The sequence below is a fragment of the Bdellovibrio bacteriovorus genome, from assembly GCF_041888015.1.
GTDB lineage: Bacteria > Bdellovibrionota > Bdellovibrionia > Bdellovibrionales > Bdellovibrionaceae > Bdellovibrio.
Window position 1 is genome coordinate 3060076 of sequence record NZ_CP168968.1, and the last position, 26012, is coordinate 3086087.

Annotated in this window: 20 protein-coding genes; 9 read left to right on the forward strand and 11 right to left on the reverse strand. The window is 49.3% G+C overall.

What is annotated here, in order from left to right:
- Window positions 1-101: 101 nt before the first annotated feature.
- On the reverse strand, window positions 102-1289 hold the full coding sequence (gene traF / locus ACES2G_RS14625; protein ID WP_347359640.1) for a conjugal transfer protein TraF: 1188 nt from the start codon (window positions 1287-1289) through the stop codon (window positions 102-104).
- Window positions 1290-1384: 95 nt separating this feature from the next.
- On the opposite strand from traF, the gene ACES2G_RS14630 reads away from it, so the two are divergent.
- Complete coding sequence (locus ACES2G_RS14630) at window positions 1385-1912, forward strand: hypothetical protein (protein ID WP_347359641.1); 528 nt, start codon at window positions 1385-1387, stop codon at window positions 1910-1912.
- On the opposite strand, the gene coaE is transcribed toward ACES2G_RS14630, so the two are convergent.
- The gene (gene coaE, locus ACES2G_RS14635; protein ID WP_347359642.1) at window positions 1909-2508 is read right to left on the reverse strand and encodes a dephospho-CoA kinase; all 600 of its coding nucleotides are present in this window, start codon (window positions 2506-2508) and stop codon (window positions 1909-1911) included. The two genes, ACES2G_RS14630 and coaE, sit on opposite strands and share 4 nt — an antisense overlap.
- 65 nt (window positions 2509-2573) lie before the next feature.
- On the opposite strand from coaE, the gene ACES2G_RS14640 reads away from it, so the two are divergent.
- Genes ACES2G_RS14640 through ACES2G_RS14665 form a run of 6 tightly spaced genes read left to right on the forward strand, consistent with a single transcriptional unit; the run spans window position 2574 to window position 13038 of the window.
- Window positions 2574-4535 (forward strand): protein kinase, encoded by a 1962-nt coding sequence (locus ACES2G_RS14640; RefSeq protein WP_347359643.1) that lies wholly within the window; start codon window positions 2574-2576, stop codon window positions 4533-4535.
- Window positions 4536-4577: 42 nt separating this feature from the next.
- A complete protein-coding gene (locus tag ACES2G_RS14645; protein WP_374000607.1) occupies window positions 4578-6359 on the forward strand; it encodes a long-chain fatty acid--CoA ligase in 1782 nt (593 codons plus the stop codon).
- Window positions 6356-7096: a formyltransferase family protein gene (locus ACES2G_RS14650; RefSeq protein ID WP_374000608.1), complete on the forward strand. Its 741-nt coding sequence runs from the start codon at window positions 6356-6358 to the stop codon at window positions 7094-7096. Before ACES2G_RS14645 ends, ACES2G_RS14650 begins: the two co-directional genes overlap by 4 nt.
- Complete coding sequence (locus ACES2G_RS14655) at window positions 7093-9501, forward strand: alpha/beta fold hydrolase (RefSeq protein WP_374000609.1); 2409 nt, start codon at window positions 7093-7095, stop codon at window positions 9499-9501. The genes ACES2G_RS14650 and ACES2G_RS14655 overlap by 4 nt, the downstream gene beginning before the upstream one ends.
- A complete protein-coding gene (locus tag ACES2G_RS14660) occupies window positions 9494-10357 on the forward strand; it encodes a UbiA family prenyltransferase (protein ID WP_347358544.1) in 864 nt (287 codons plus the stop codon). Before ACES2G_RS14655 ends, ACES2G_RS14660 begins: the two co-directional genes overlap by 8 nt.
- Window positions 10358-10359: 2 nt before the next feature.
- Window positions 10360-13038 (forward strand): phosphoenolpyruvate synthase, encoded by a 2679-nt coding sequence (locus ACES2G_RS14665; protein WP_374000610.1) that lies wholly within the window; start codon window positions 10360-10362, stop codon window positions 13036-13038.
- 145 nt (window positions 13039-13183) lie between these two features.
- Here ACES2G_RS14665 and ACES2G_RS14670 read toward each other — a convergent pair whose 3' ends face one another.
- The gene (locus ACES2G_RS14670; RefSeq protein WP_347358546.1) at window positions 13184-14395 is read right to left on the reverse strand and encodes a hypothetical protein; all 1212 of its coding nucleotides are present in this window, start codon (window positions 14393-14395) and stop codon (window positions 13184-13186) included.
- Window positions 14396-14687: 292 nt separating this feature from the next.
- Between ACES2G_RS14670 and ACES2G_RS14675 the strand changes: the two genes are divergently transcribed.
- Window positions 14688-15029: a hypothetical protein gene (locus ACES2G_RS14675; protein ID WP_347358547.1), complete on the forward strand. Its 342-nt coding sequence runs from the start codon at window positions 14688-14690 to the stop codon at window positions 15027-15029.
- Between the two features lie 9 nt (window positions 15030-15038).
- Here the strand turns inward: ACES2G_RS14675 and ACES2G_RS14680 are convergent, their stop codons facing one another.
- From ACES2G_RS14680 to ACES2G_RS14705, 6 genes are read right to left on the reverse strand one after another with little or no spacing between them, the layout of a single operon-like run.
- Window positions 15039-16136, reverse strand: coding sequence for a BtaA family protein (locus ACES2G_RS14680; RefSeq protein ID WP_347358548.1), 1098 nt, complete (start codon window positions 16134-16136; stop codon window positions 15039-15041).
- Between the two features lie 12 nt (window positions 16137-16148).
- A complete protein-coding gene (locus tag ACES2G_RS14685) occupies window positions 16149-17216 on the reverse strand; it encodes a hypothetical protein (protein WP_374000611.1) in 1068 nt (355 codons plus the stop codon).
- A gap of 1 nt (window position 17217) precedes the next feature.
- A complete protein-coding gene (locus tag ACES2G_RS14690; RefSeq protein WP_347358550.1) occupies window positions 17218-17913 on the reverse strand; it encodes an outer membrane lipoprotein-sorting protein in 696 nt (231 codons plus the stop codon).
- 9 nt (window positions 17914-17922) lie between these two features.
- On the reverse strand, window positions 17923-20052 hold the full coding sequence (locus tag ACES2G_RS14695) for a dehydrogenase (protein WP_347358551.1): 2130 nt from the start codon (window positions 20050-20052) through the stop codon (window positions 17923-17925).
- Window positions 20027-21046, reverse strand: a complete 1020-nt coding sequence (locus ACES2G_RS14700) for an SDR family oxidoreductase (RefSeq protein WP_374000612.1) — start codon at window positions 21044-21046, stop codon at window positions 20027-20029. The genes ACES2G_RS14695 and ACES2G_RS14700 overlap by 26 nt, the downstream gene beginning before the upstream one ends.
- Window positions 21047-21064: 18 nt before the next feature.
- Complete coding sequence (locus ACES2G_RS14705; RefSeq protein WP_374000613.1) at window positions 21065-22063, reverse strand: diacylglycerol kinase family protein; 999 nt, start codon at window positions 22061-22063, stop codon at window positions 21065-21067.
- Window positions 22064-22400: 337 nt separating this feature from the next.
- Between ACES2G_RS14705 and ACES2G_RS14710 the strand changes: the two genes are divergently transcribed.
- Window positions 22401-24080 (forward strand): NHL repeat-containing protein, encoded by a 1680-nt coding sequence (locus tag ACES2G_RS14710; RefSeq protein WP_374000614.1) that lies wholly within the window; start codon window positions 22401-22403, stop codon window positions 24078-24080.
- A gap of 38 nt (window positions 24081-24118) precedes the next feature.
- Here the strand turns inward: ACES2G_RS14710 and ACES2G_RS14715 are convergent, their stop codons facing one another.
- Both ACES2G_RS14715 and ACES2G_RS14720 read right to left on the reverse strand, forming a co-directional pair.
- On the reverse strand, window positions 24119-25327 hold the full coding sequence (locus ACES2G_RS14715; protein ID WP_347358555.1) for an FtsX-like permease family protein: 1209 nt from the start codon (window positions 25325-25327) through the stop codon (window positions 24119-24121).
- Window positions 25327-26010, reverse strand: a complete 684-nt coding sequence (locus tag ACES2G_RS14720) for an ABC transporter ATP-binding protein (RefSeq protein ID WP_347358556.1) — start codon at window positions 26008-26010, stop codon at window positions 25327-25329. Before ACES2G_RS14720 ends, ACES2G_RS14715 begins: the two co-directional genes overlap by 1 nt.
- Window positions 26011-26012: the final 2 nt, after the last annotated feature.

Genomic DNA, 26012 nt, shown 5'->3' on the forward strand with positions numbered 1-26012 from the left:
AGTTATTTGTCCGAAAGACGATTATGAGAAAGCAAAACGGCCCAACAGTGGGCCGTTTTCCGTTTTGCCGCAAGGCTTCTGCAAAAGTGAGCAGGTACCTTTTAGAAGTCGAGGTTAAGTCTGGTAGCGTACACTCGGCTTTCGATAGGAGTGTTTTTGGTTCCGACGTCGTTAGCATAGCTGACCAGATCCAAATTAAAGATTCCAAGTTCCGCTGACAAGCCCGCTGTCCAAAAGGACTCTTTCAGACCCACACGATAATGACCTTTCCACCAGGATGTCACTGTCCAGTCGAACTCAAACCCGACATGGACCCCTTTTCTCCAGTTAAAGTCCGGATGCCCCAGATCACGAATATCCAGAACACCGCGTCCGCCGAAGATCCACATTGAAGGATATTCCCAACGACTTCCGATATCGACCACTCGATACAGCTTTTCAGGTGTACCATTCATTTTTTCTTTGTTCAGAAGTTTCAAAGAAGAACCAAATCCGGTTTCCGCAATATTTCGCACCACCAAACCAAATGTCGGATGCGCCAGTCGCAGTGCAGACCACAGACCCGAATCCGGAAGCTCTGGAGTCCACAACAACCCCAAATCAGCATCAATGGTATATCCTTCAAGCATGTCTTCCTTTTTCAGGATTTCGCTGCCATCGGCAAAATCAGTGGCGCTGATAGGCTTGCTATAGAAGCCACGATTTACAAACTTTCCAGTCACACCCCAGGACAGACGGCCATTTTCGATGCCTTTAAGATCATCGGCGTAAGCCAGACCCAAAGTCGTATCCGCATAGACAGTTGTGTTCACCGCCGGCCCTACCAACTGGTGCATGGCCATTTCAATGGAAATATCCGCCGGAATCAGCGCAATACCCCAATTCGGACGAACCCAGAATCCTTCCATCGGAGCCAGACGCAACGAATAGACCTCGCCATAGTTTTTCTCAATCAGCTCCAGGTAGGCCTGCGTTTTTTGCTGCTCTTGAGTCGAGTCATATCTTTTTTCGATATCTGAAAACTCATTATAGAAGTCCATCGCCTTGGGAGTTCCCGCCGCGCTTATGGAAAGATTGATTTGACCGTCTTCACGACGAGCCAGGCCTGCTGGATTATAGAAAATGGCAGAATAGTCGTTGGCAACTGCCACAAACGCATCCCCCATTCCCAAGGCACGAGGAGCTTGATAGTGATGGTGAATGGTCGTGCTGATACTTTCTGCGTATGCATTTGTACCGGAAATCATCGCAGTCAGGCCCGCGAGGAACAGGAATCCCCTATTAGACATATTTTTGCCTCCAAAATTCTTACCATTGATTGTAGACATAATTTATACTTTGTCTTATGCGAGTTCTTACCTTTCTTCTTTTTTTGACCTTGGTCGTGAGTTCAACCCAGCTCTATGCTGCGCCCACAACAACGACTACTTTAGAAACTTCCCCTTTGACTGGCGAAGATGACGATTATCTGGGCACTCTCAAGACCTCGGATTTCCCAGCCAGAAAAGATTATCTGCTGAATCTTTCATTGGGCTATCAAAGTGGAAACTATCTGGAACGAGACGAATGGGTTCAAGGGCCTTATCTCTTGTTACGCTTAAGCTCCATTAAGAAAGACCCATTGCCAGTGTGGGACTATGAGGTTTCCGTCAATAACGAACAATTCCTTGGCGCGGGCGTGGGACGCCGATGGTACTTTGCCCCTGATGATCGCTTTGTTCCATATGCCCGACTGGGAGGCCATGCCTACCTGGATACTGCTGATGGGATTAGCGGCCTGATTGAAATCCGTCGTTGGCGTGTTCACGCCGGCGCGGGGGCCGGAGAAACCATCACTGGAGAAATCGGGACCGGATTCTCAGTGACAGGCCCCGATCTGTACGCACATATCGGCTATAACTTTCAGTTTTAATTCTTAAAACCGTCGAGCCATTTAAACAGGCGCTCCACTTCCCGTATCAAGTGCTGTTCATCACGATTGTTGAGAAGAACAAAATCAGCTTCCTGTTCTTTGGATTGAAGCGAGATCTGCGAAGCAATACGCATGTCGATTTCATCTTCGCTCCACCCCTGACGACGCAGTCGCTCTTTTTGTTGTTCTTTCGTACAAGACACAACAATCACGGCATCGAACTGATCTTTGGCTTTGGTTTCAAAAAGCAAGGGGATGTCATATATAGCCAGCGGTGCCCCCATATCTTCGTGCAAGCGACGACGACGACGGGTCTCTTCCCGAATCAAGGGATGCAGAATAGCCTCCAGTTTGTGCAGCAACTCGGGATTGCCAAAAACTCGTTGCCCCAGCTTGCGGCGATCCAAAGTTCCTTCCGCCGTTTGAAACTCCATTCCAAATTCCTGCAGGACCGACTTAAGTCCAGAAGATCCAGGTTTCACGACCTCTTTGGCAATTTCATCCGCATCCACGACCGGAATATCGCGACTGCGGAGCATTCGGCTCACTGTACTTTTGCCACAAGCTATACCTCCGGTCAGTCCGATCCATTTCATCTTTGAAACTCCTTAAGGATTACTTTTATTTTACCGATAGTCTTCTCAAAGGGGAACATGATTTCATGTCTCAAGCTGTGGAACAGTTCGGTAAATACATACTTCTAGAAAGACTTGCCGCAGGCGGTATGGCCGAGGTGTACCTGTCCAAATCCACAGGCGCTGTGGGCGTCAATAAGTTTGTCGCTATCAAACGCATTCTTCCTCAGTACTCTGATCATCAGGACTTTATTGAGATGTTTAAAGAAGAGGCAAAGATCGCCGTGAACTTAAATCACGGGAACGTTGTCTCAATTTATGATTTCGGGGTTGAAAGAGCCCAGTTCTTCCTGGTCATGGAATATGTCGAAGGCCGTAACCTTCGTCAGATCCTGAATGAACTCAAAAAAACCAACACTCAGTTCACCATCGAGCAGATCGTTTACATGATCAAAGAAGTGGCTGCGGGTCTTGACCACGCTCACCGCTGCCTGGATGGTACAACGGGCAAACCTTTAAATATCGTTCACCGCGACATGAGTCCGCAAAACATCATGGTGAGCTTCGAAGGTGAAGTAAAAATCATCGACTTCGGTATCGCCAAAGCCGAAACACAAATGGAAGCAACCAAAGCCGGGACCCTCAAAGGGAAATACGGCTACATGAGTCCGGAACAAGCCGACGGTCAGTCTATTGACCCACGCACGGACATCTTCTCTATGGGGATCGTGCTTTGGGAACTTCTGGCGAATGACCGTCTGTTCACTTCCAACAGTGAAGCAGCCATCTTGCGTAAAATTCGCGAGTGCCAGGTTCCTTCTATTCGTAAAATCAATCCTTCCATTCCTCCGGAACTGGAAAGAATCGTCAACAAAGCTCTGGCGAAAGACAGAAGTCTTCGCTATCAGACCGCAGCTGCTTTGCACCGTGATCTGAATCGTTTCCTGAATACACAGTATCCGGAATTCTCTCCACATGACTTCAGTGTATTCATGAAAAATGCTTTCTCTGCAGCCTTCCTGGAACAGCGTCGCAAGCTTGTTGAGTTTGCAAAACTGCAGGCTCAGCCCACATCGGAAGATAAAACGATTGTCACACAAACTGACATGCGCGCTCCTTCCCGTCCCGCTCAAGTTCCGAGCGAAGCACCGGAGGGTGAAGAAAAGCTGGATTTGGATACATCCACGGATATCCGTGTGAATCTGGACAACCTGAAAACTCCACCAAAACCTTCTATGCCGAAGGTTCCCGGAGCAACAGCGGCCACAGATACCAATATCACTCACACCCGCACTCACGCGACTGGCACATTCACATCCGGACCCAATGCGATGACACGAACTCCCTCCAGCCTTTCGCAGATGGGGACACGAACCTCTATTTCCAAGCAACAGTCAGGTTCCTCAATGGAGGACATCACTGGCCTGGCAATGAAGGCCGTCGGTGCTTTGTTGGTGGTTGTCGGTTTGTGGTGGGGCTACACTAACTTCTTTGCCAAAAAATCTGCACCAAAAACAGCAGCTACAGCGGGCTTGGCACCAAGCCTGGCTGGAAAAAATCCAGCCTCAGCTCAAGGTCTGCAGCAGACTGAGCTGGCCGCAACGTCTCCGGAATACACGGTCACCATTTATTCCAATCCGGGCGGGGCTCGTGTCGTGATTGATGGCGTGGATACAGGGGAATTCACCCCTGTCCGTAAGACTGTCAAAGCCAATACACCGTACAGCTTGCGTATGGTCAAAGAAGGTTATACAGACCTGGTAACAACAATTACTCCGACCTATGAGGCTTACTCCTTCACGGGAACACTGCAAAGACTTCCGCGTGTGGCCTCTTTGATCATTAACATCGTTAACGGTGGAGCCAACCCAGAACTGCGCATTGCCGGAGTTCCGGTGGCGATCAAACCATCCGGTGACGCTTACCTGATCCAAGCGGAAGTCGGTGTTAAAATACAAGCTAGAAATAAGACGACAGGACTCTCTGCAGAAACCACAATTACTGTTCCTGCGGACCAGAGAAAAATTGTAGATTTGTATCTGAAATAAATCACTTCGTCGTTCGTTTGCAGCAACTGAGGAGTTTTCATCATGACGAAGCCCACCACCTTGGGACAATCTATTTTAAGCATGCGCAGTCGCAACCCTCATAACGTGGCTGTGCAGTTCAAAGCCAACGATTCATGGAAAACAAAAAACTGGGCTGAATACTATTCTGACATTGAAACTGTCGGCTGCGCCCTGTTGTCTTTGGGAATCAAACCCGGTGATCGCGTCGCGATCATGGCCAACACCCGTATTGAATGGTCCACTTCAGATCTGGGAATCTTTGGAATCAAAGCCGTCACCGTTCCAATTTATCAGAACAACACCCCTGAGGACGTTGAATACATACTGAACAACAGTGAAGCTCGTATTCTTTTGACGGAAACACGCGGTCCACTGAAGATCTTTGAAACAGTTAAAGATAAATGTCCATTGATTGAAAAGATCATTGTCTTTGATGAAACCTGCCCGAATCCCGAAGTCATCACCTGGCCCCGTCTGCTTGAAATAGGTAAAGCCTATCTGGCCAGTCACCCGTCCCATTTTCAAGAACTCTGCGGATCATTGAAGACCGAGGATATGGCAACAATACTTTACACCTCAGGAACCACGGGCCGACCGAAAGGTGTGGTCATGACTCACCTGCAAGCCATTAGCGAAGTGAGTGAGGCCTTCCCTCTGTGTGGCGCCACTGAAAAAGACACATCCCTCTCTTTCCTGCCTTATGCACATATTCTCGGGCGTATCGAGCACTGGGGCCACGCCTACATCGGCTTTACCCTGGCTTTCGCCGAAAGTCTGGAAAAGATCCGCGGCAATCTTCCCGAAATCCGTCCGACATTCCTGATGTCAGTTCCCCGCATCTTTGAAAAAATCTATGCTGCCGTGTTCGCTCAGATTCAAACTCAGCCTCTGAAACTGAAAGTTTTCAATTGGGCCCTGGATGTTGGGAAACAGGTCGGCGAGTACAAAATGAGTGGGCAGGTGCTGCCCTTGGATCTACTGCTGAAGTACGAACTGGCGCGCAAACTGGTTTTAGGGAAGATCACTGAAGCTTTCGGGGGCCGTCTGCGCTTTGCGATCAGCGGTGGCGCACCTATCTCCAAAGAAATTGCCTTGTTCTTCCACGCTGCGGGTATTCTGATTCTTGAAGGTTATGGACTGACGGAGACTACGGCCGCCATCACTGTGAACACACCTTTCAACTATCGCTTCGGCAGTGTGGGTCGCCCCATCGGTGAAGTGAAACTGAAAATTGCTGAAGACGGAGAAATTCTGGTCAAAAGCGACAAGGTCATGAAGGAATACTATAAAAATCCGGAGGCCACCAAAGAGGTCTTCACAGATGGCTGGTTCCATACCGGGGACATCGGGGAACTCCTGCCTGGTGGTGACTTGAAAATCACGGATCGCAAAAAGGATCTGATCAAAACCGCTGGTGGAAAATACGTGGCGCCTCAGCGCCTGGAAGGTCTGCTGACCCTGTCGCCATATATTGCCAATGTTCTGGTGCATGGAGATCAAAAGAAATACATCGTGGCCCTGATCACACTGGATCGTCCGACTGTTGAAAATCTGGCAAAAGAAAAAGGCGTTGATGCCTCCGACTGGAACAGTTTCGTTCAGTCCCCGTTTGTGCAGGAGCTGATCCGCAAAGCTGTGGCAGAAACCAATTCTCAGTTGGCGAGCTTCGAAAGCATTAAGAAGTATGTGGTTCTTCCCAACGAATTCACCGTTGAGGGAGGCGAACTGACCCCCTCCTTAAAAGTAAAAAGAAAAGTTCTGGATCAACGCTTCAAGGATAAAATTGAAGAGCTGTATCTATGAAAACACTGCTGGTCACCTCTGCCGTGACCTTTGTTCCCAACAATTATGACAATCTGATTTTGCCTTTGGCGAAAGACCCGCATATTGAAGCTCTGGTCGTCATCGACAACCGCAGCTTCGATATTGTTGTAAAAGCCCTGCTGCTGATAGTAAGCCTGGCCGCCCCCAAGATGGGATGGCATCTGCTAAAGAATTTCTTTGATGATTCTTTAGAACGTAAAAAGACAGCCTATACAGCCGCAGGAAAAAAGGTCTTTGTCGTAGATGATATCAATTCCGAAGACAGTCTGAAGATGCTGACCGGCCTGCAGCCCGATCTGATTTTGAATGCCCGTACACGATCCTTCTTTAAAAAGAAACTGCTCGCCCTTCCCAAAATGGGATGTATCAATATCCATCACGGCCTGCTGCCCGATCAGCGCGGGCTGATGTGTGACTTCTGGGCTCATTTATTTGACACTCCGGCAGGCTTTTCGATTCACGAGATGACCTCGAAGCTGGACGACGGGTCCTTGCTAAAGGTCGTGGAAGTTCCCTCCGATAAAAAGGATTATTTGGCCTCTCTGGATCTTGGTGCCTCTTTGGAAGCTCAAGCAGCCTCGAACGTTCTGCGGGATATTGATGCCTGCGGCAAGATCACAGGTCAGGCAAATCTGAAAACAGATGCAACAGTTTATAGAAGTAATCCGCGCTTACGGGACTTCTACAGGTTACGCAGCAAAGGAGTCAGCATATGAAAACCATCATTGCTCTTCACGGAAATCCCGGGCACCCCGAAGACTGGGACTTGCTTAAGCATTCTCTAGGTCAGGACTACAATCTATTGGCCGTAGATGCCCAAAGCGAAGAATGGATTCGCCTGTTGACGGAAAGCCCCTCCAAAAAAATTCTGATCGGTCATTCCTGGGGCTGCTACCGTATTCTGAAATCCTTGCCTAAATATGAGCAATATATCGAGCAAGTTATCCTGGTTACTCCTTACATCAAGCCTGAGCGCGAACTACCGGGCTTGGCAAAAGGGCTTCTAAAGCTGCCTGTTCTGGGCGACAAGCTGATTCAATCCAGTCATGCCAAAACCAAGGATACATTCTTTGCTGACCTGATTCACCCGCTGAAAGAGGACTCTTTGCCTTACTTGAATAAGGTGCGGGAAAGACTGCAGGACTGGAAGCTTTGGCAGAAGACGGCGTTTAACAAAATTAAAATGCAGGACAATCCTTGGACTTCCAAAGATATCTGCAAAGTTCCCGTGACGGTGATCTTCGGCAAAGAAGACAAGATCAGTCAGGAATCCGTGCAACTGGATATTATCAAACAGTACCCCTCCCACAAAGTGGTCCATCTGGAAAAAGCAGGTCACGGCCTGTTGTGGTCGCATGTCGCTGACTTGATCAGCGCTGTGCAGTCTGCTCCGAAAGCTGAAGCCTCTGGCAATAAGATTGGCTATCATCCGGGCCATGATGAACGCAACAACGTCATCACCTACATGGAAAAACACTTGCGCGAGTTCCCGGAAAGAATTGCCCTTCGCTGGGCCAATCCACAGGCCCTGGCGCAATGGAATGGGGACCCCAAAACTCCGATCAAACATGACGAAATCACCTATCGCCATTTTGCTGCCCGTATTAATTCCTTTGCCCGTGGCTTGATGGATATCGGCATCACAAAAGGTGACCGCGTAATCATCTTTCTGCCAATGAGTTTAGACATGTACACGGCCATGTTTGCCGTTCAGCGTATTGGTGCCATTGCTGTCTTTCTGGATTCCTGGGCGCGCAGCCATCACTTGGGGGCATCGGCAGAGTGTGTGGGTCCGAAGGCCATGATCAGCTTTAAAATGGCTTTTGATCTGGTGGAACAAGTTCCTGAATTTAAATCCATGCCCATCCGTGTGCTGTATGGGCCGGGTGACAAGTTCAGTCACAAGTTTGAAGATCTTCTGAAACAGGAGCCGTCCCCGATTGAACCGGTGGAAAGTGAATTCACGGCGCTAATTACATTTACAACCGGATCGACAGGAAAACCAAAAGGGGCCAACCGCACTCACCGCTTCCTGTCAGCACAACACCATGCCCTTTCTCACGTGATTCCCTACACCGAGAAAGACAAAGACATGCCGGCGTTTCCGATTTTCAGTTTGAACAACCTGGCTTCGGGTGTGACGACGATTCTGCCAGCTTTGAATCTGGCGGCCCCGGCGGCTCACGACTCGGCCCTTTTAACCTGTCAGATCCTAAGTGAAAATATTAACTGTACGACGCTTTCCCCAAGCATGCTCGTGGGGGTTGCAAAGTACTGTAAGGAAAACAATATCCAACTGACCGGACTGCGCCGTGTGGTTACCGGTGGAGCACCGATTTCAAAAGACGACGTCAAAGCTTTCTATGAGATCGCGCCACAGACAGATCTTTGGATTCTATATGGCTCGACAGAAGCAGAGCCAATGGCCCATATCGAAGGCCGGGACATGCTTAAAGAAAGCAATATCACCGATCCAGAGATTATTGAGGAAGGCGTTAACGTCGGTCACATCAGCGAAGATATCGACTATCGCTTTATCCGCATCAAAGACGGTCCGATCGAACTGAAAGATTCCCCATGGTCGAAAATCGAAGTCCCCAATGGCGAGGTCGGCGAATTCATCTGTACCGGGGACCACGTCTGCCGGGACTACTACAATAACCCGGATGCCTTTAAAACCACCAAGATTTTGGATGAACAAAATCGCGTCTGGCACCGTACTGGGGATCTGGCTTATATCGACTCTGATAAAAATCTCTGGATCGTGGGCCGCGTGAACAACGCCATCGAACGTGCAGGCAAGTACTACTTCCCAGTGCGTGCCGAGGTTCTTTTAAAACGTATGGACTTCACTTACCGTTGTGCCTTCCTGGGTGTGGATGACGCAAAACTGGGCCAGGCCACTTATGCGGTTGTGGAACTCAAAGAAGGTATCGACAAGGCTTCCTTTGACTTTGCCTCAGCGAAGAAAGAAATCCTGCGGGTCTTTGAGAAAAACAAAATCCCGGTGGATGAAATCAAATTCGTCAACAAGGTCCCTATGGATCCTCGTCACCACTCTAAAGTGGAATACAAGGTTCTGCGTGATCAACTGAAAGAACCTGGAGTTGTCATTGGCTAAGTGGTGGATACTGATTAAAGAAAGATTCAGTCCCGCTTCTTATGTGCCCATGATTCTTCTTTTCACATGGGCCAACGGGCTGTTCCTTTCCCAGTCTTTCAAGATGGACTGGGACTGGGGCCGCTTTGCCGTTGTGTTCGCACTCTTGCTGTCCTTTTTCTTCCGCATGCGCCTTTTTGATGAAATCAAAGATTATGAAGTGGACCTGAAGGTGAATCCCACCCGTCCCTTGGCGCGTGGGGTGCTTTCAGTCGCTCAGGTCAAAAAGGCCTTGTTGCTTTTGATTGTCTTTGAGCTGGTGATTGCCGGATCGTTAGGGCTTTCGTCCTTCCTGGTTCATGCCATTGCTATTGGCTACAGTCTGATGATGTATGAAGAGTTCTTTATCGGGGACCTGCTGCGCCCGCATCTGACGACTTACGCCATCACGCACACCTTCGTCAGCACCCTGTTGGGGCTTTCCGCCGGCGTCGCCATGACCAACGCGGATCTATCGCAAATGACCTGGCATCATGCTTTGTTCTTCCTGATGAACTGGGCATTTTTCAATTTGTTTGAGTTTGCCAGAAAGACCTTCGCGCCCGAAGAAGAACGCGATCATGTTCCCAGCTATTCCAATATTTTTGGCAGCTACGGGGCATGGGCGCTGTCTATCAGTCAGGCCGTGATTGGTGTCGGTATGATCTTCTTCTTGAAGCCACACTTGCTGCCGCCGCTGGCGCTGACCCTTTATGTAGCCGTCAGTCTGGCCTATTTGCTACGCAAGTCCAAAAAGACGGCGTCCCTGTTTAGAAATCTGTCTGGTGCCTATCTATTGCTTCACTACATTATCCTCGTTTACATCGTGGGAGTTTAATCATGCTTGTCACCCCGAAATCGACCCTGTTTTTTGCGAAGAATGAGGCCGGAGGAAAAGGCTTCAATCTTTATCTGATGTCACAAGCAGGTCTTCCCGTGCCCGAATGGGTGGTCTTTGGGAAAAGATACTTCCACGACTTCTTACAATCCTCGGATGTGAAACTGAATCTGGAAAATATTCTGGATCGCCTGCTTCGTCAGGAGATCACCGCCGGCCAGGCCGAAAAAGATATCACTGCCCTCTTTGAAAGAACGGCATTGCCACCAACAGTGGCGGCCTCTTTGGAGGAAGCATTGAAAGACCTGGGCACAGATCGCGTGTTCTCGGTGCGCTCGTCTGCCGCTGATGAAGACAGCTTGTCGCATTCCTTCGCAGGACAGCTTTCAAGCTTTCTGTATGTGTCCGGCAAAGAAGATATTCTCAAGTACATCCGCCAGTGCTGGGCTTCGGCTTTCTCCGAGCGCGGCTTGGTGTACCGTCTGGAAAATAAAATTGATCTAAAAAAGATCTCTGTGTCCGTGGTGCTGCAACGAATGATTGACCCGGATAAGTCCGGTGTTCTGTTCACATGTGATCCGGTTGCCAAGAAAACGGACTCCTACGTCGTTTCTGCCGTCTATGGGGTGGGTGAAGGCTTGGTGTCCGGTGCTTTGGATGCGGACTCATTCTGGCTCGACGCTAAAAGTGGCAAAATGCTGCGTGAAGAACTGGTAGAAAAGAAAGAGATGATGAAGAAGTCCGCGTCAGGTCATTGCGAAATGAAACCTGTCGCCAGCGACAAAGTGAACACGGCATCGCTGAGCTCCGAAGAGCTTCAGGGCCTTTATCGCCTTGGTCACAAGATTCAGGAACAGTATCACCGTCCTCAGGACATCGAATGGGCCATGGAAAATGGAAAGATCTATATCCTGCAAACCCGCCCGGTGACCAGTCTGGATCAGGATCTGATCGGGTACCCGAATCTTTGGGATAATTCCAATATCATTGAATCCTACGGCGGTCTGACCTCACCTTTGAGTTTCAGTTTTGCTCTTCGTAACTACAAAGCCGTCTATGTGCAGTTCTGTGAAGTCCTGGGGGTTCCCAATGACATCATCAAGGATATGGACTCGTACCTCAGCTACATGCTGGGCTCGCTGAACGGCCGCGTGTATTACAATCTTTTTAACTGGTACAAGTTGGTCGGTGTCCTGCCGGGCTTTAAACAGAACCGCGAATTCATGGAAACCATGATGGGTGTTTCTGAAGCTCTCAGTGACGAAATCGCAGATCGCATCAAGCCGCATCCATCGTGGGACACGCCAATGGGACGCGTGCGCAAGATGGTGACGGGGTACAATTTTATCAAGTACCACTTCACTATTCAGACGGTGGTTGATGATTTCCTGACGACCTTCCACAAGGACTACGACCGCTTCCGGGCCATGCCTTTAAAACGCATGCGTGGTGATCAGTTGATCCGCGTTTATATGGACGTGGAAAGAAACATGCTGGGCCGCTGGAAAGCCCCGATCATCAATGACTTCCTGTGTATGGTGCATTTCGGACTTCTAAGAAAGCTCACCACCACGTGGCTGAAGGAACTGGATTCAACAATTCAAAACGACCTGCTGGCAGGAGAAGGCGGACTGGAAAGTGCCGAACCAACAAAGGCCTTGTTGCGACTGGCTCACAAAGCCAATCAGAACGAAGGCCTGCGCCGACTGATTGAGACCACGGACCCGAAAGAGGGTCTGGAGGCCTTGAATCAATCCCCGTACACTGAGTTCTATAAGCTGGTCTTGGACTATCTGGATCGCTTCGGCTTCCGCTGCATGAGTGAAATGAAGCTGGAGGAAATTGATCTTCTGACGGACCCAAGCTATTTGTTTGTTTGTCTGAAGAACTATTTAAAATCCGGCCAGGTCGAAGTCCACGACGACAGCCACGAAAAGAATCTGCGCCAAAAGGCCGAAGAAAAAGTCGCGGGCCATCTGACCGGCTTTAAAAAGAAGATCTACTTCTGGGTGCTAAAACACGCCCGCAAAGCCGTGAAGAATCGCGAAAACACCCGCTTTGCGCGAACGCGCATCTATGGAATCGCTCGCACCATCTTCCAGTCTATCGGTGAAGATCTGGCGGCGCTCGGAGCCCTGGAACATCCACGGGATATTTTCTGGCTGACCATTGAAGAGGTCTTCGGGATCTATAATGGAACCTTGCCGTCCTTCGACCTAAAGGCCTTCATCGAATTACGCAAGAAAGACTATGCCCGCTTTGGCGAAGAAACTGACCCACGCGTTCTGACTCGCGGAGCTGTGTATTGGAACAATCAGTTCATTAAAGAGGAAGAGCTGCCCGCCTCGTCCGAAACCGGCGACTGGGACTTAAAGGGTCTGCCTTGCTGTCCAGGAGTGCTGGAAGGTGTGGTGAAAGTGATCATCAATCCAAGCGATAATCTGGAACTAAACGGCGAGATTCTGGTCACGGCCCGTACGGACCCAGGATGGGTACCACTTTATCCATCCATTTCAGGTCTGCTGGTAGAGCGCGGAAGTCTGCTTTCACATTCGGCCATTGTGGCCCGCGAAATGGGAATTCCGGCGATTGTCAGTATCCCGGGACTGACCAAAAAACTAAAAACCGGCATGAGGATCCGCATTGACGCCAAAGCCGGAACAATCAAAATCATCGAGTAGAAAAAAGGTACCTGCTCACTTTTGCCGAAGCTCTGCGGTAAAATAGAAAACGGCCCATTTTAGGGCCGTTTCACTTTTTTTAAATTCCGAACTTCGGACAAATAACTCGCTGCTTCTGCAAAAGTGAGCAGGTACTTTTATTTTCTTAAAGATTCAATGTTCCAAGTTCAAACTGCTCAAGACCTTTGAAGATCGCCTTCATCTGGTCCGAGAAAACTGTGGACACCTTGTCATCCAGATCCACCGTTGTGCACGGCACAGCTCCAATCAATTTCTTGAGAACTTTACACTTCGTCACTGTCGAACAACGAGTGTTGTTACAAGCCACCGCTTTACCATTGAAGAAGCTCAGGGTCGGATTGCTCACGAAGGCCTGAGCATCGATAGCCTCAGAACAAGCGCGACGTCTGGTGCCACTTTTATCTGAAGGACACATCCAGTCTTTCACCGCTTCGATCATATCCGCACGTGAAGATTGCAAAGTCAGAGGCTTCACTGTCGGAGTCAGCAAGGTGAAATGAATTGTCGCCTGAGGAATCAAAGCATCCACCGGAGAGAAGACTTTATAGAAACCAAGGCCGCGCGTGAAGGTCCCGAAAGAATCCACATAAGGAGAGTTCACTGGTTTCAAACGCAAACATTTCTTCGTCGTACACTCCTGAGTTTTCTGAGTAATACGAGATGTCGTTCCGATACGGCTCAGATTTTCCGGATAGTAGCCCACATCATGATAGTACCAGTTGCCATCGCTCATCATTTCCTGAAAGTCAGAAGATGCGAAGGATCCAAATACCGGGCGACGCCATAGTTGAGCGGCCGCTGGAGCCAGAAGCCAGCCAGAGTTGCAAGAATGGAAAACCACAAAGGCATTCGGCGCCAGAACCTTGCCGATTTCAGCAAATTCCGGATCTTCGTGATCCAAACGGTCGCGTTTATCCTGAAGACGGAAGCCGTTATAGGTATTCGCATGTCCATAGAACTGCAAAGAGCTGACAGGAACATTCAAATATTGCAGAGCCAGCACCAGGCGTTCTTTGCCCAGATCATCGTTGTCCTCTTTACGGAAACCAAAGCCTTCTTTGGCCAGCATGGCTCTTTCCATTGCGAAGGATTCGTTCACTGCACTGATGATCACACGTTGTCTTTGCGGGAAACGATCACGGGAGACTGCCGCACCCAGGATCGCAGATTTCAGGAACTGAGTTCCCTGATCGTTACCAAAGCCCGCGACAAAGACGTCCGTAGGAACGCCAGGACGAAGTTTAGCCGGTTCAGAGGCAATAAAGTACGCCTCACCCTTTTGCGCCCAGGTGCCCATCACTAACGCCAAAGCGCCCACAAGAAGTTTCATCTTCATAACAACCCCATCTCTAGAGATATCTATTAAAGCGAGAAAGGTTCTACCACACCCCGGCCCGTTTCCAAAAGTCCCCTCAGATACGGGCTTTTTCGCATGAAAAGACTTCAGCGGCAGGCCCAAGAGTGTCAACTTTCTAGACATCTTTGCTTCTCAACAACAACTCAGAAAAGTCACTTGTCTCGTTTTTAGACAGGCCCTAAGACCTCTTCTGAGCCTCAACGTCTCTTCGAGTGGGCATGGAAATGGCAATTCCCCAGGTGTGTTTAACTAAAAATATCGGAGTATTTAAATGAAATTTCTGTCATCTCTACTTTTGCTTGCGATTGGTTTTTCAGCAACGACAGCGTCAGCCCATGGCTTGGAGTGTACGACGCAAACTCACAAAATTGACTTCATGACGTTGGATCGCGATGGCGGCGAAGAAACTGTGACTGTGCACTATCTGAGTGAGAAAAAAGAACGCTTCCTGGTTCTGCAGAACCACAATGGATCTGTGGTCGCAGTCAGAGACAATGATTTGGACGGCGGAAATTCATCCCGTGGCGTGATTCTGAATTACAATCTGAAAACAGGTCAAGGTGTGCTGGCTCTTGATGGTGACGTCATCGACGTGACGTGCACCAACAAGTAGTTTTAAGTCTTAGTCCTTTTTAAATATATGGAACTGGTAAACACCAGTTCCATCTTTTCTTTGGGCCCACTGATTCGTATCAATCAGCTCGGTCCATCCCTTCAGATCAATCGCCGTCGGCGCCCGCATAAAGGAACGAATCACCATCTGAGTCCCGACTTTGGATTCCGGATTCAAACGTTGCAGAATCTGGTTGGCATCCCGCTGTTCCAGATAAGAAATCGTATCGGACAAAGAAATAAAGTCATAGGCATGCTTTGGAAGCTCTTCCAGAAGATTCCCGTGCAGATAGCGCACTTCCGTTTTGGACTTTTTCACCGCAGCCACAATATGCTCGTGTGCTTCCAAGGGAAGACCTTCTTCATAAGCAATACGTCCCAGGAAAAGGATCTGCATGAAATAGTTCTTGCGCACCAACTGCGAGCGGAAAATACGGTCGAATTCTTCCATGATAAACTGCCAGGGGGCACGTTCTTCAGTTTTATGCTCGGAGCGACCACTGAAATGGCCCTTGTACAGATATTTGTTAAAAACAAATTCGCTGGCTGCAACCCGAATGAAACTGTTCCAGCGGATTTTAGGCCAGTGCTTTTCATAAAGTTCGATCTGTTCATTCAAACTTTGCGCGGCAAAGACCTTGCTAAAGTCACATTGCAAAACATCGCGGAAAAGATAGCCCAGCTTCTGGAAGTGGGACTCCCAACGCCCCAGCAGGATAAAGCCTTTGCCTTTCCAGCCGTCCACACGGTCATTCCAATACTGCGTGGCTTCCGGTGAAAGCTTTAAGCGTTGATACAGCTCAACACGATTGTCACCTTCATCGTAGCCGCTTTGCAAAGCCCCGCGATAACCCAAAAGGAACAGATATTCTTCATAGGTCAAAGTCTTCATCGCCTGCAAGCGCAGCTCACAAAGATAGAGCTGAGACACCGACATATCGATCACATCCAGATTTTTAGGATTGCGCGCAATCAAGGGCAGGCAACGGGCTCCGGAACCAGCGATACTGAAAACACGCGTGGCATTTTCGGGTAAAAGGTCAAACTCGATACGGGTGTCTTCGTTCGACAGCGTGTAATTTAAATCTGAAAAGTATTCCTTTGCCATTCCCGACTCCTGTTAAAAAGGCAAACTGCCTGTCATTTCCAAACGAAGGCCGATAACAGTGCCTCCGGTGATTTGTTCATACATATCATAAAGTCCACCGTCACTGCCCTGATAGTTCTGGGCAAAGACTGACGTGGTTAAATAATCCGTCCAGTTGTAACCATAACTGGCATTCACAAAAAGATCCTTGGTCGAAACATTCTGATAGACCTGCATAAACACATCGTGCCTGTTGGGATTCCACTGGGCACTGACGTAATACGACATCTGATATTCAGATTTCATCAGGCTGTTCACCTGGAAGTAAGTCACCTGCGGCAATACGATCCAGTTCCCCAGAAACAGATCCATCCCCAAAGTCCCGAAGCTGCGATCACTTTTCACTGAATCCGGCAACGTCGTATCATCCACATAGCCATATTCAAACTTCGGCACGGCATATTCAAAGGCGTAGTTGGCCGTCACACCATAGTGATTGACGTTCAGAATCTGCGCGGTCATTGCCGACAGACTGAAGCCCCACACATCGGCCTTTAAACGACCGCCAAAACTTGTGTTTTTATCTTCTTTAAAATCAGGCACCGGGACAGGGTACGTGGTCTCTGCAGTTTCTCCAATTCCCACCAGATCCAGGGACCAGCTTTCACGGGCATAGGAAAAAGAAGCCCCCGTCGGATGAGTCAACTGATCCTGAAACGGATCAAAGAACAAACGCGACCAGCGTCTGCCGGACCACACGTCTAAAGAAGGCTGAGACCACATTTCGCTCCAGCGAATGGCCTGACGGCCCACCCGTACATAAAAGGAATCCAGCTTAAATTCAAAGTAAGCTTCCTGCAGATAGCCCCGCGATGGGGACTTCCTGATAAAGGCCTGATCTTCGTTGGCTTCAAACTCGCCGAAACCTTCCACGAAAATGCCGAAAGGCCCCACATTGCTGTTGAGCTTGCCTTTAACGATCAAACGATTCGCCAGTTCATCTTCTTTGCCACGAATGTACTCGTAGCGAGGCGCGAACACCAGGTCCGCTCTCGCAATCGGAGTCAGCAATAAAAGAAATAACGGAATCAGGCGCAGCACTTTACTTCATGCTCTCCATGTTACGAACCGTGAAGAACGAATCACTGAAGTCCTTCTTGTCCATGGAAAGAATGCGGATGTGGCTGACCTGCTTGTTGGTGTCTTCAATTTTCAAAGTCGTCGGGCGAACCGCGCCGGAGATGTTCTTATAGTCTTCAAAGCTGGCGCGCTTCAGAACAGTTTTGCCATTGAGCCCCAGATACTCGGCTCGCTGCGGAGCAAAGGTTCCCTTTTTCAACCAAAGACGAACCCACGCATAAGTCAGGTTGTCTTTGTTGCCCTTCAGCAGCAACTGCACTTCCTCTGGAGTCTCGGCTTCTTTCGTCACGTCGTAGTCCCCATACCAGCGTGTGCGCGAGATATCCCCGTTCGCCACCTGACCGCTAAGCTTTTGCGCCAAAGACAAGCGCATGGAACGCTTCAGATTCGGCACATAAGCATGGAAGTCACGATCCAGCATCAACATGTTGCGGCCCTTGTCGCGCGCGGGCTCTTTGGTCACGATCAGGGTCTTGTCTTGACCTTTCAAATACACCTGAAACACCGACGTGTTTTCCGATGTTTCCACTTTGATCTTCATTTCGTAGGATTCTGCAGGGTTGCGGATATTATCAGCCTTCTTCACCCACTCCGCCGGGTTTTCTGCAAATGCATGCAAAGAGATAAACAAGCTGCTGATCGCCAAAAGTGTCTTCATGACATCTCCTTATTTCTTTCTTCTAGATAATGCCAGTTCCCGGGTCAGGGCAATTTCCTTGTCGGTAATAATGCCGGTGTGCCCCTGGATCGCGGCCAACTGAACCCCATGACGTCTGGCCATGCGATAGATCTGTTTGACCTTGTTCCATTCAATATCACGCCCCATGGTGAAAGGCTCGTACTGACCTTCCAAGGTTAACAAGGCTGTTTCTGCAAGACAGGCATATACGGCTTTGCCGGGCAGACCCATTTCAAAGTTCATTTCCACAGGTCCCGGCAAAACAACTTCACCTGACTCTATGATCAAAACATCCGGACGTTTCTTGGCGTCTTCGATATCAAAATCCAGTGGACGCGAACAATCGCAGACCACAGCACCCGCCTTCAAGCGCATTACGTCCACTATCTTCTGATCAAATGCAGAGGTCGCCGTCACCAAGACATCGGCGTCCGGAGCCAGTTCGTTGGCGTCCGTAGTCACAATGACTTCACACTTCGGCGACATCGCCTGGATTTCCTGCTTCAGTTCTTCCAGACGGTTCAAACGTGGCGCCACCAGGCACAGTTTTTTAAAGATCATGGAAAGCAGCTTGGCGGAAACTTTTCCGATGGAGCCCGTGGCCCCGATAACCATGGCCATGCCATCGACATAACCTGTTTCTGGATTCTGCTTTAACAGATGCATTCGTTGCACGACGTCCGCCAAGGCCCATAAGGTGGCCGAAGCACTCAGGCTGTTTCCAGTTGTCACCGGAATCGGACTGTTCTGATTGATCGTCACACCCTGATCACCCACAATTTTAGTGTAAGCACCCAGGCCGATCATTTTCGCGCCCCTGTTGGCAGCGTCGTAGCAGATATTTTCAATCTTGCGGTAGATCACTTCCGGATCAGAAGCTTTCAGCACCTTCGGTGTCGCAGGTAAAGCATAAATGATTCCGTTGATCTCTTTGCCACTTTCCGCACTGATGATGTGCTTGATGTGGCCATAGACAAATGGCGGAGCTTTCGCAGCCATACGGTCGAAGGAATCATTCCACTCTTTCGGCATGTGCTTCAGAACACCCAATCCTGGGACATGCATAAAGTCATTGTGTGACAGCGCATGAATCACAAAGGCAAAGTCAGGTTCGGGCTGCTTAAATACTTTATTGCGAACAGAATTGATTCCTTGGGAAATCTTTGTCTGAGTGGACGAGTTTCGAGTCATCACATATTTACGCGCCACCTGACGGATTTCCACATCTTCAGTGATAAGCTGTTCCCATTCTTCGATGGATAAAGCAGCCGTGCGTTTATGGGACAGGCGCAACATCGCATCCAAAACAGAATAGTTCATGTACGGATGCACTCGATAGTTTTCCGGAAACAAATTGATGATGCTGCGTGGGGAATACTTTTTGGCCTCTTCTTCCATCGCAGGATGCGATGACCAGATCACCAGATCCTTGCCTCGCACAAAATCCGTCGCTGCATCAAAGAGTAACAAAAGAGGCAGATCGCAGAAGACGTACTGTACGTCTTCGACCTGGGCTGCCAAAGAAGAACGACTGATTCTCTGCAACTTACTTTGTGCCAACGGAGTGTTGTTTTTAAGATCCTTGATGTTGGCGACGTTCAAAGCCAGCTTTGAAATCGTCATCAACCCCGGAAAGGGCTGAATCATCCACGGAAGTCCCAGCAACGAATAGGCATCCCCGATATACACGGACTTGCGATAACGGTGGCGAATGTATTCTTCCAGTTCCGTTGAAAGCACGGCTGTTGGGAAGAAGGTTCCCCGCTCGGGCTGAATACTGCCGGATTCGATATGTTTTACCAGCGAGTTGATATTGGCAATTTCACGCAATCCCGTTCCGTCGCATAACGGCACCGGCGAAGGTGTTGCCATAATTTCAAGATACTGCCTGTGCACATAACTTTTCTGATCCAACTTGATCACCGGTGGCAAGCTGGTTAAAGCAAAGGCATCGACCTGATTACGCAGGGTTGCGATCAGTCTTTTCACCGTTTCCACAGAGAAGTTGGCGCTAAAACGTTGAACCTCGTAATGGTCCCCCGCGAAGTCAAATTCATAAGCGGCATCCCAGTGCGGGCGACCAAAACTGATCTCAGCGATTCGATACGTACGCTTCATAGCCGCTCCAAAACTTTTGTTCGTATTGGAAGAATTCAGGGCACCACGTTTCGCCTAATATTTCACGAGTTGCCGTGGTGTCGTAAACCGGGAAGTTCATCAGATAGTGCAATTCTTCTTCCGGGAATCGCGCGATGAAACTGGAAATTTTCAAAATTAAAGCTTCAGAAATCTTATCCACCAGGACAACACCCTTGTGTGGGATCGCCTGGGATTTCAAGGCGGACGTGTAAAGATCACGGATCGCCAACCCCTGATTCGGAGTCACATGGAAGCTCTGATACCCCTGCGGTTTAGTTTGCTCGGCCCACTCGCAAAACTTCACAATCGCTTCCGCACATTTGTCCACTGGCACCAAGGGCAAGCGGGTCTTTTCATTTCCTGGAAGTGGCAGCGACGTCGGAATGGATTCCACCACTGCGCGAATTTTATTGAAAGCTTCTGCCGCATGATAAGGCCCGTCGATTCTTTCAATCGCCCCTGTTTTGGTGTCACCGACCAGAACTCCCAAACGCAGATTGATGCGCCCGGTGGTGTACTCCACCGGCCAATTGTGCAGAACCTGCTCGCCATGCGCTTTGGATTCAGAGTAGGCATCAGGGAAAGGTTTGGCAAAATTCAAATCGTGAGGACGAACTACTCCCAAGTTGGAGTTGATTCCGGCCGCAACGGTACTGGTATTAACGAAGAAGGGAATGTGCAGAGCTTCGGCAACCTTCAGGGCTGTCCCCATTGCCGAAATATTATGCTGATAACAATCGACCTTCGCCGCCGTCAGATCATACAGACCTGCCATATGCAAAAAGACGGAGTAGTTCTTGGCCCGCAACGCATCCAGGTCCAGACCGGCATTCCACTGGCACAAATCCCCCTGGACTTCTGTCTTGCCAGAACGGGACAACACATCGACTTCGAATTTTTCACGAAGCAAAGGAAGAACTCGTTTGCCGAGGAAGCCTGTGCCCCCGGTAACGAGAATGCGTGGTTTGGTCACTGTGACCTCCAGATAGAACTATTGCCGGACCATCACGGGAAGTCCGCGATGAATGCAGCGGACTGTGATTTCCTGAACGTCTCTGAGAAGGATCTCGCCATCCCCAAAGAAAGTCAAAGAGCGCTGGGGATTCTGGCTCTTTAGTCTGAACTCTTTGAGTTCAAAAGACTTAAATGCCGGAGACTTCTCGACGGTGCCTCGACGTATATGATAAGCCGCCAAAGCCTGCGAAGGGATATTGTTGGTTTCAGATAGAAGTAAATTTACAGTTCCATCGGTGTTGGATGTGAATGGAGCCGGTACAAAGCTGGAACCGATTTTCTGCTGATTGTTGACCAGGACAATAGGAGAGGTCGTTTCAACGTTCACCTTACCGGGAATTTCAATTTCCAAACCCCAGCCCTCGGGGTTCCAGGTGCGGATCGCCTCGGCGGTCATCATGGAATAAACGCTCGGACCCATTTTCTTCACGGCATGATAGCTTTTTTCCGCCAGGAAACGATACGCCTTTGCCGACTTCGGGTTGTTCGCCAATGCCTGCAAATTGGAGCGGAATTTATTCGCCAGCTCTGCCGCTTTCGCCGGAAGCCCCAGGCCTCCGTTTGTCAGCATGAATGCACGCTGATCCTGAGCTGTGATTTCAATCACATCAATATTCTTAACGACACCTTCAAAGATATTGCGGACAGCGGTATCGATTCGATGAGAAACACCAATCTCATGCGCCAGATCGTTCGCAGTTCCAGAGCGAACAATGGCTATTGGTGGAATATGTGCACCATCCTGATATTTCATCAGGCACTGCAAAGTTACATTGATGGTCCCATCCCCACCACAAATAATAAAGTGGTCGGTTTTCTGGGCCATCTCTTCCTGAACAAAATCAAACATCTCCATCATCGTCGAAGGACGACAGAAACGCAGATCGCAGCGGAAAAGAGCTTCACGCACCTTCGCCTCGATCAACTCTGCATTCACAGAGCCTGCTTTTGAATTCACCAGGACAGAGACTCGCATATTATTTCACTCCGTAAGAAGGACCAAGCAAGTCCCGTACCGCATTCTGAAGGCCATGGGAACCATTGAATTAGATTTCAGACTCTAGAAGTGGGGCTAAAACGTCATTTTGGCACTGCTGACTAAAAAGTGATCACTTTGAGACAACGTCTGCTGGTATCCGACTCAGAAACAATCCTTGAGCTTTCTTACCGGCCCGTAACGCTTCTGAGGGGATTTCCCGGAGCAGTAAAAAGCTCTTAGGATGCTAACTTTGCTCGGAATAACTCGAGGACCCTTGGTTTAACTCCGAAAAGTCTTATGAAGCTGGACGTTATTCTATCACAAAGGCAGCAATATGCTCGATGGATCGATTAAAATAATCCTCATCCTGACTATTCTAATTTTTAACTCGGCCTGCACTTTGAGTCTGGATACTTTTGGCAAAATATCGCCAGCATCATTAACCGACGAGCAACTACCAAAAGAGATCAAAGGCAACTTTCCCTTGGGGAAAGCGCCCTTTGCTGCTGAGGAAATAGCAAAGATCCGCCCGTCCACAGGTAATAGATTTGTCGCCCTTGATACACTTAAAAAGAAAATTCTGATCTATACGTCTGAAGGCACGACCATCAAAGAAGTCCAACTTCTTAATCATTCCAGCTTTTATCCGACCACTCTTGGCGTGGACTCTCAGGGGATCATCTATGTTGTAGCCCGCGATGAGGGAGCCTCGCCCGCTCCTTCCACGGAGTCTGTTTTGAAATTTGACAGCAATGGCAACTCCCTGGGGACCTTCATGGAATTCTCCCGAGAGCTGTCCGGCGGAAGTCTTGAAAATCCCGACGTCCACCAAATCCGTTTTGATTCCGCCGACAATATCTATTTCGGCATGTACTACTTCGACCAGGTCCGGCTCTACAATAAAACATCTGGCAATCTGATGAAGGCCTATGGAATGGGCAGCGGGCTGGGCAACGGCGAGTTCTTTGGCCACTTGGAATCTTTCACTGTCGATTCCGGCGGGTATATCTGGGCGACCGATGGGGCATCTCAGCGCCTGCAAAAGTTTAAACCCGATGGGAGCTATGACTCCCAAATTCTTCTTCCTCAGAGCTCTCAAACGGGGGACCTTGCAGTTCTGGACGATGGAAAAATTCTGATTGCCGAAATTGGTGGCGGCAGCACTCGGCTTCTTGCACTGAATAGCAGCGGCGCGACTGTGTACTCTCAAGATGGCGCTTTGGGTGGCGGTACGGCTTATTTACCTGTCGGCAATCCATTGACTTTTTCTGTGGTTGGAAACGAGATTTTTGCAGGGCACTGGAGTGACGTTCGGGTCTTCGACCGGGATACCGGGATGCCCCTGCGCAGCTTTGGGCCCACGTTAAAACAGCCACTGGCAGTGGCGCGAGACAATGCCGGCAACACCTATGTCAGCGAGTTTGCAGGAGGCATCAAGCGCTTTGATAAGAATGGCGCTAAGGATCTGACTTTTGCGACGGGTACAGTCTTTTATGATCTTCACTGTGACAGTAAGGGAACTATCTACGCCCCTGATGCTGCAAATAAGAAAATCAAAAAATTTTCAACAGCCGGAGATCCTCTGGGCACTTTGGCGCAGGGTAAAGTTGCTGCTCCTGTTGGAATTTCTGTCACCAAAGACGGCGGTGTCGTTATCGTCGACTCTGCCAGCGCGGTCATTCTGGGGCCCTATCGCGCGTTGGTCAAAGTCAATGCCGACAACACAGTCGCATGGGAGCTTCCTGCCGGTCAGGAAGGCATTGATATGGCCTTCGGTGTCGCCATCAATGCCCAGGATGAAATTTTCGTCACCGATCTCGCAAACAATAATATCACCAGACTCAATCCCGCAGGCCAAAGCATCACCACCATCAGTCAGCCCGGAATAAGCTTTGGCCAACTGACACAGCCCACAGGAATCACTCTGGACGATTTTGGAAATATCTACGTCGCCGAGTTCGGCAACAGCCGCGTGCAAAAATTCAACAGTGCGGGTATTGCGAAAACAGAATAAAAAAGCGGCCTTCGTGACCGCTTTTTCTTTGAAATATTTTATGTTGAGCGTAAAAGTTCCGGAATTGATTTCTTTAAAAGCTTCCGCACTGGCCACAAGCTCGCTAGGACAGTGGCAATCATCGGCAACAACAAGGCCTGGATATAGTGTCCCGCCTGAATATCCAGAAAGACAAAGAACTGACGAGTGATCCCCGGAGCTGGTGGCATCGGAATCCCCTGTCGCAGCAATGTAGCATCCACCAAAATCGCGATGCAAATCCCTAGGAATCCACCCAAAATACCCAGCAAACTGTTTTCGATCATCAGAATCTTAAACAGACGGCTACGCTTTTCACCATTGGCGCGCAAAGCCCCCATCTCGCCCGCTCTTTCCAGCAAGCCTGTGGAAATCACATTGAAGATCCCCATCGCGACAATCACAAGAATGATGGATCTGATGAAAGAAAATTGCGCATTCAGGAAGTCCACCGAGTTCTGATAATAGTTCTTATCCAGAATCTCAAACGGAACGGATTCCAGTTGTGGATTCACTTTGCGCAGGTCACTGTCCACCTGAGGCCAAGCTTCCACACCCTTGGTTGCCAGCGAGAACATTTCCACACGATTGGTGTCCAACAACTGCTGGGCTTGTTTTAAATCCACGCGATAGAAAGAATCATCAATGATCTTTTTACCCGTGAAGAAGATCCCGGCCACAGTCAGATCCGCACCGTTTAACTGTCCGTTCACTGTTTGGGTCAGCAGCGTCACCACATCACCCGCTTTGGCATCAATACTTTCCGCCAGACCTTTTCCAAGAATGATCTGATCCTGTCCTTGCAGATCATGACCTTCGATAAAGTTCATTTCCGTAAAGAAAGTGTTTTCTCTTTCCGGAATAACACCCTCCCCTTTACCGCCCAGGGTGATACCTCCCTTAACAATGAACGAGTAGAAGGACACGCGCGGGAACACCTGAGTCACTGCCGAAGAGCTGCGAATCTGCTGTTCGATCTCTTCGGGGTTTTCAAACCACAGTTTCCACGGCGTTTCATGAACCTTGCCGTAATAGTTTTGCGGAAACACCTGACCGTATCCGTAGTAACCGTGAATGACGTTTTCGCGGTACTGATTCATCACTCCGGTGTTGAATCCTTGATAGATCAAAAGACCTGCCGCCCCCAAAGCCACCGTACAAAGACTGGCCCAGGTTCTGCGCGGATTACGAAACAGATTTCTCCAGGAGATTTTCAGAAGTTCCAACATTACACAGCTCCTTTATCAATCTGCCCGTCTTTCATGCGATACACAGACTTGGCAAAGCTGACCAGATGCGAATCATGAGTTGAGAAAATGAAGCTGGTATTTTCAGACTTCTGCAATTCTTTAAATGCGTTGATGGTCTTTTCCGCCGTTACCGAATCCAGATTGGCCGTGGGTTCGTCGGCCAGAACCACTGCCGGCTTTTTCGCGATCGCACGTGCAATCGCGACGCGCTGGCGTTGGCCGCCGGAAAGTTCCAGAGGTTTCTTTTTCGCATGGTCCGCCAGCCCCAGCAGGTCCAGCGTTTCCATCGCCACTTTGTGCGCATTGACCTGGTTATAACCCAAAGAAGGCAAGAAATAAGACGTGTTTTCCAGAACCGTTAACGTCGGAATCAGATAGAAAGATTGAAAAACAAAGCCGACCTTATGCAGACGGACATTTTCTTTTTCGGATTCCTTCAAGTGTGTGACGTCTTCACCGGCAAACTCCAGATGTCCGTTGCTGGGGGTGTCGATCAGTCCCAACAGATTCAACAACGTGGTTTTTCCAGTTCCACTGGGTCCGACGATGCAGGTGAAGCATCCTTTTTCCAGCTCCAGATCAATGCCTTTAAGAACCGGCACTTGTTCACCGTTCCACAGATACGAATATTCGAGTCCCTTAAGACGATAAAGAGCACTCATGC

What these genes read in the sequence shown, in the direction of transcription:
- ACES2G_RS14715 (WP_347358555.1), bottom strand. Translation starts at nt 25,327, where the DNA reads ATGTTGGAACTTCTGAAAATCTCCTGGAGAAATCTGTTTCGTAATCCG.
- ACES2G_RS14705 (WP_374000613.1), bottom strand. Translation starts at nt 22,063, where the DNA reads ATGCGAGTCTCTGTCCTGGTGAATTCAAAAGCAGGCTCTGTGAATGCA.
- traF (WP_347359640.1), bottom strand. Translation starts at nt 1,289, where the DNA reads ATGTCTAATAGGGGATTCCTGTTCCTCGCGGGCCTGACTGCGATGATT.
- ACES2G_RS14655 (WP_374000609.1), top strand. Translation starts at nt 7,093, where the DNA reads ATGAAAACCATCATTGCTCTTCACGGAAATCCCGGGCACCCCGAAGAC.
- ACES2G_RS14690 (WP_347358550.1), bottom strand. Translation starts at nt 17,913, where the DNA reads ATGAAGACACTTTTGGCGATCAGCAGCTTGTTTATCTCTTTGCATGCA.
- ACES2G_RS14640 (WP_347359643.1), top strand. Translation starts at nt 2,574, where the DNA reads ATGTCTCAAGCTGTGGAACAGTTCGGTAAATACATACTTCTAGAAAGA.
- ACES2G_RS14710 (WP_374000614.1), top strand. Translation starts at nt 22,401, where the DNA reads ATGCTCGATGGATCGATTAAAATAATCCTCATCCTGACTATTCTAATT.
- ACES2G_RS14675 (WP_347358547.1), top strand. Translation starts at nt 14,688, where the DNA reads ATGAAATTTCTGTCATCTCTACTTTTGCTTGCGATTGGTTTTTCAGCA.
- ACES2G_RS14670 (WP_347358546.1), bottom strand. Translation starts at nt 14,395, where the DNA reads ATGAAGATGAAACTTCTTGTGGGCGCTTTGGCGTTAGTGATGGGCACC.
- ACES2G_RS14645 (WP_374000607.1), top strand. Translation starts at nt 4,578, where the DNA reads ATGACGAAGCCCACCACCTTGGGACAATCTATTTTAAGCATGCGCAGT.
- coaE (WP_347359642.1), bottom strand. Translation starts at nt 2,508, where the DNA reads ATGAAATGGATCGGACTGACCGGAGGTATAGCTTGTGGCAAAAGTACA.
- ACES2G_RS14680 (WP_347358548.1), bottom strand. Translation starts at nt 16,136, where the DNA reads ATGGCAAAGGAATACTTTTCAGATTTAAATTACACGCTGTCGAACGAA.
- ACES2G_RS14720 (WP_347358556.1), bottom strand. Translation starts at nt 26,010, where the DNA reads ATGAGTGCTCTTTATCGTCTTAAGGGACTCGAATATTCGTATCTGTGG.
- ACES2G_RS14695 (WP_347358551.1), bottom strand. Translation starts at nt 20,052, where the DNA reads ATGAAGCGTACGTATCGAATCGCTGAGATCAGTTTTGGTCGCCCGCAC.
- ACES2G_RS14665 (WP_374000610.1), top strand. Translation starts at nt 10,360, where the DNA reads ATGCTTGTCACCCCGAAATCGACCCTGTTTTTTGCGAAGAATGAGGCC.
- ACES2G_RS14650 (WP_374000608.1), top strand. Translation starts at nt 6,356, where the DNA reads ATGAAAACACTGCTGGTCACCTCTGCCGTGACCTTTGTTCCCAACAAT.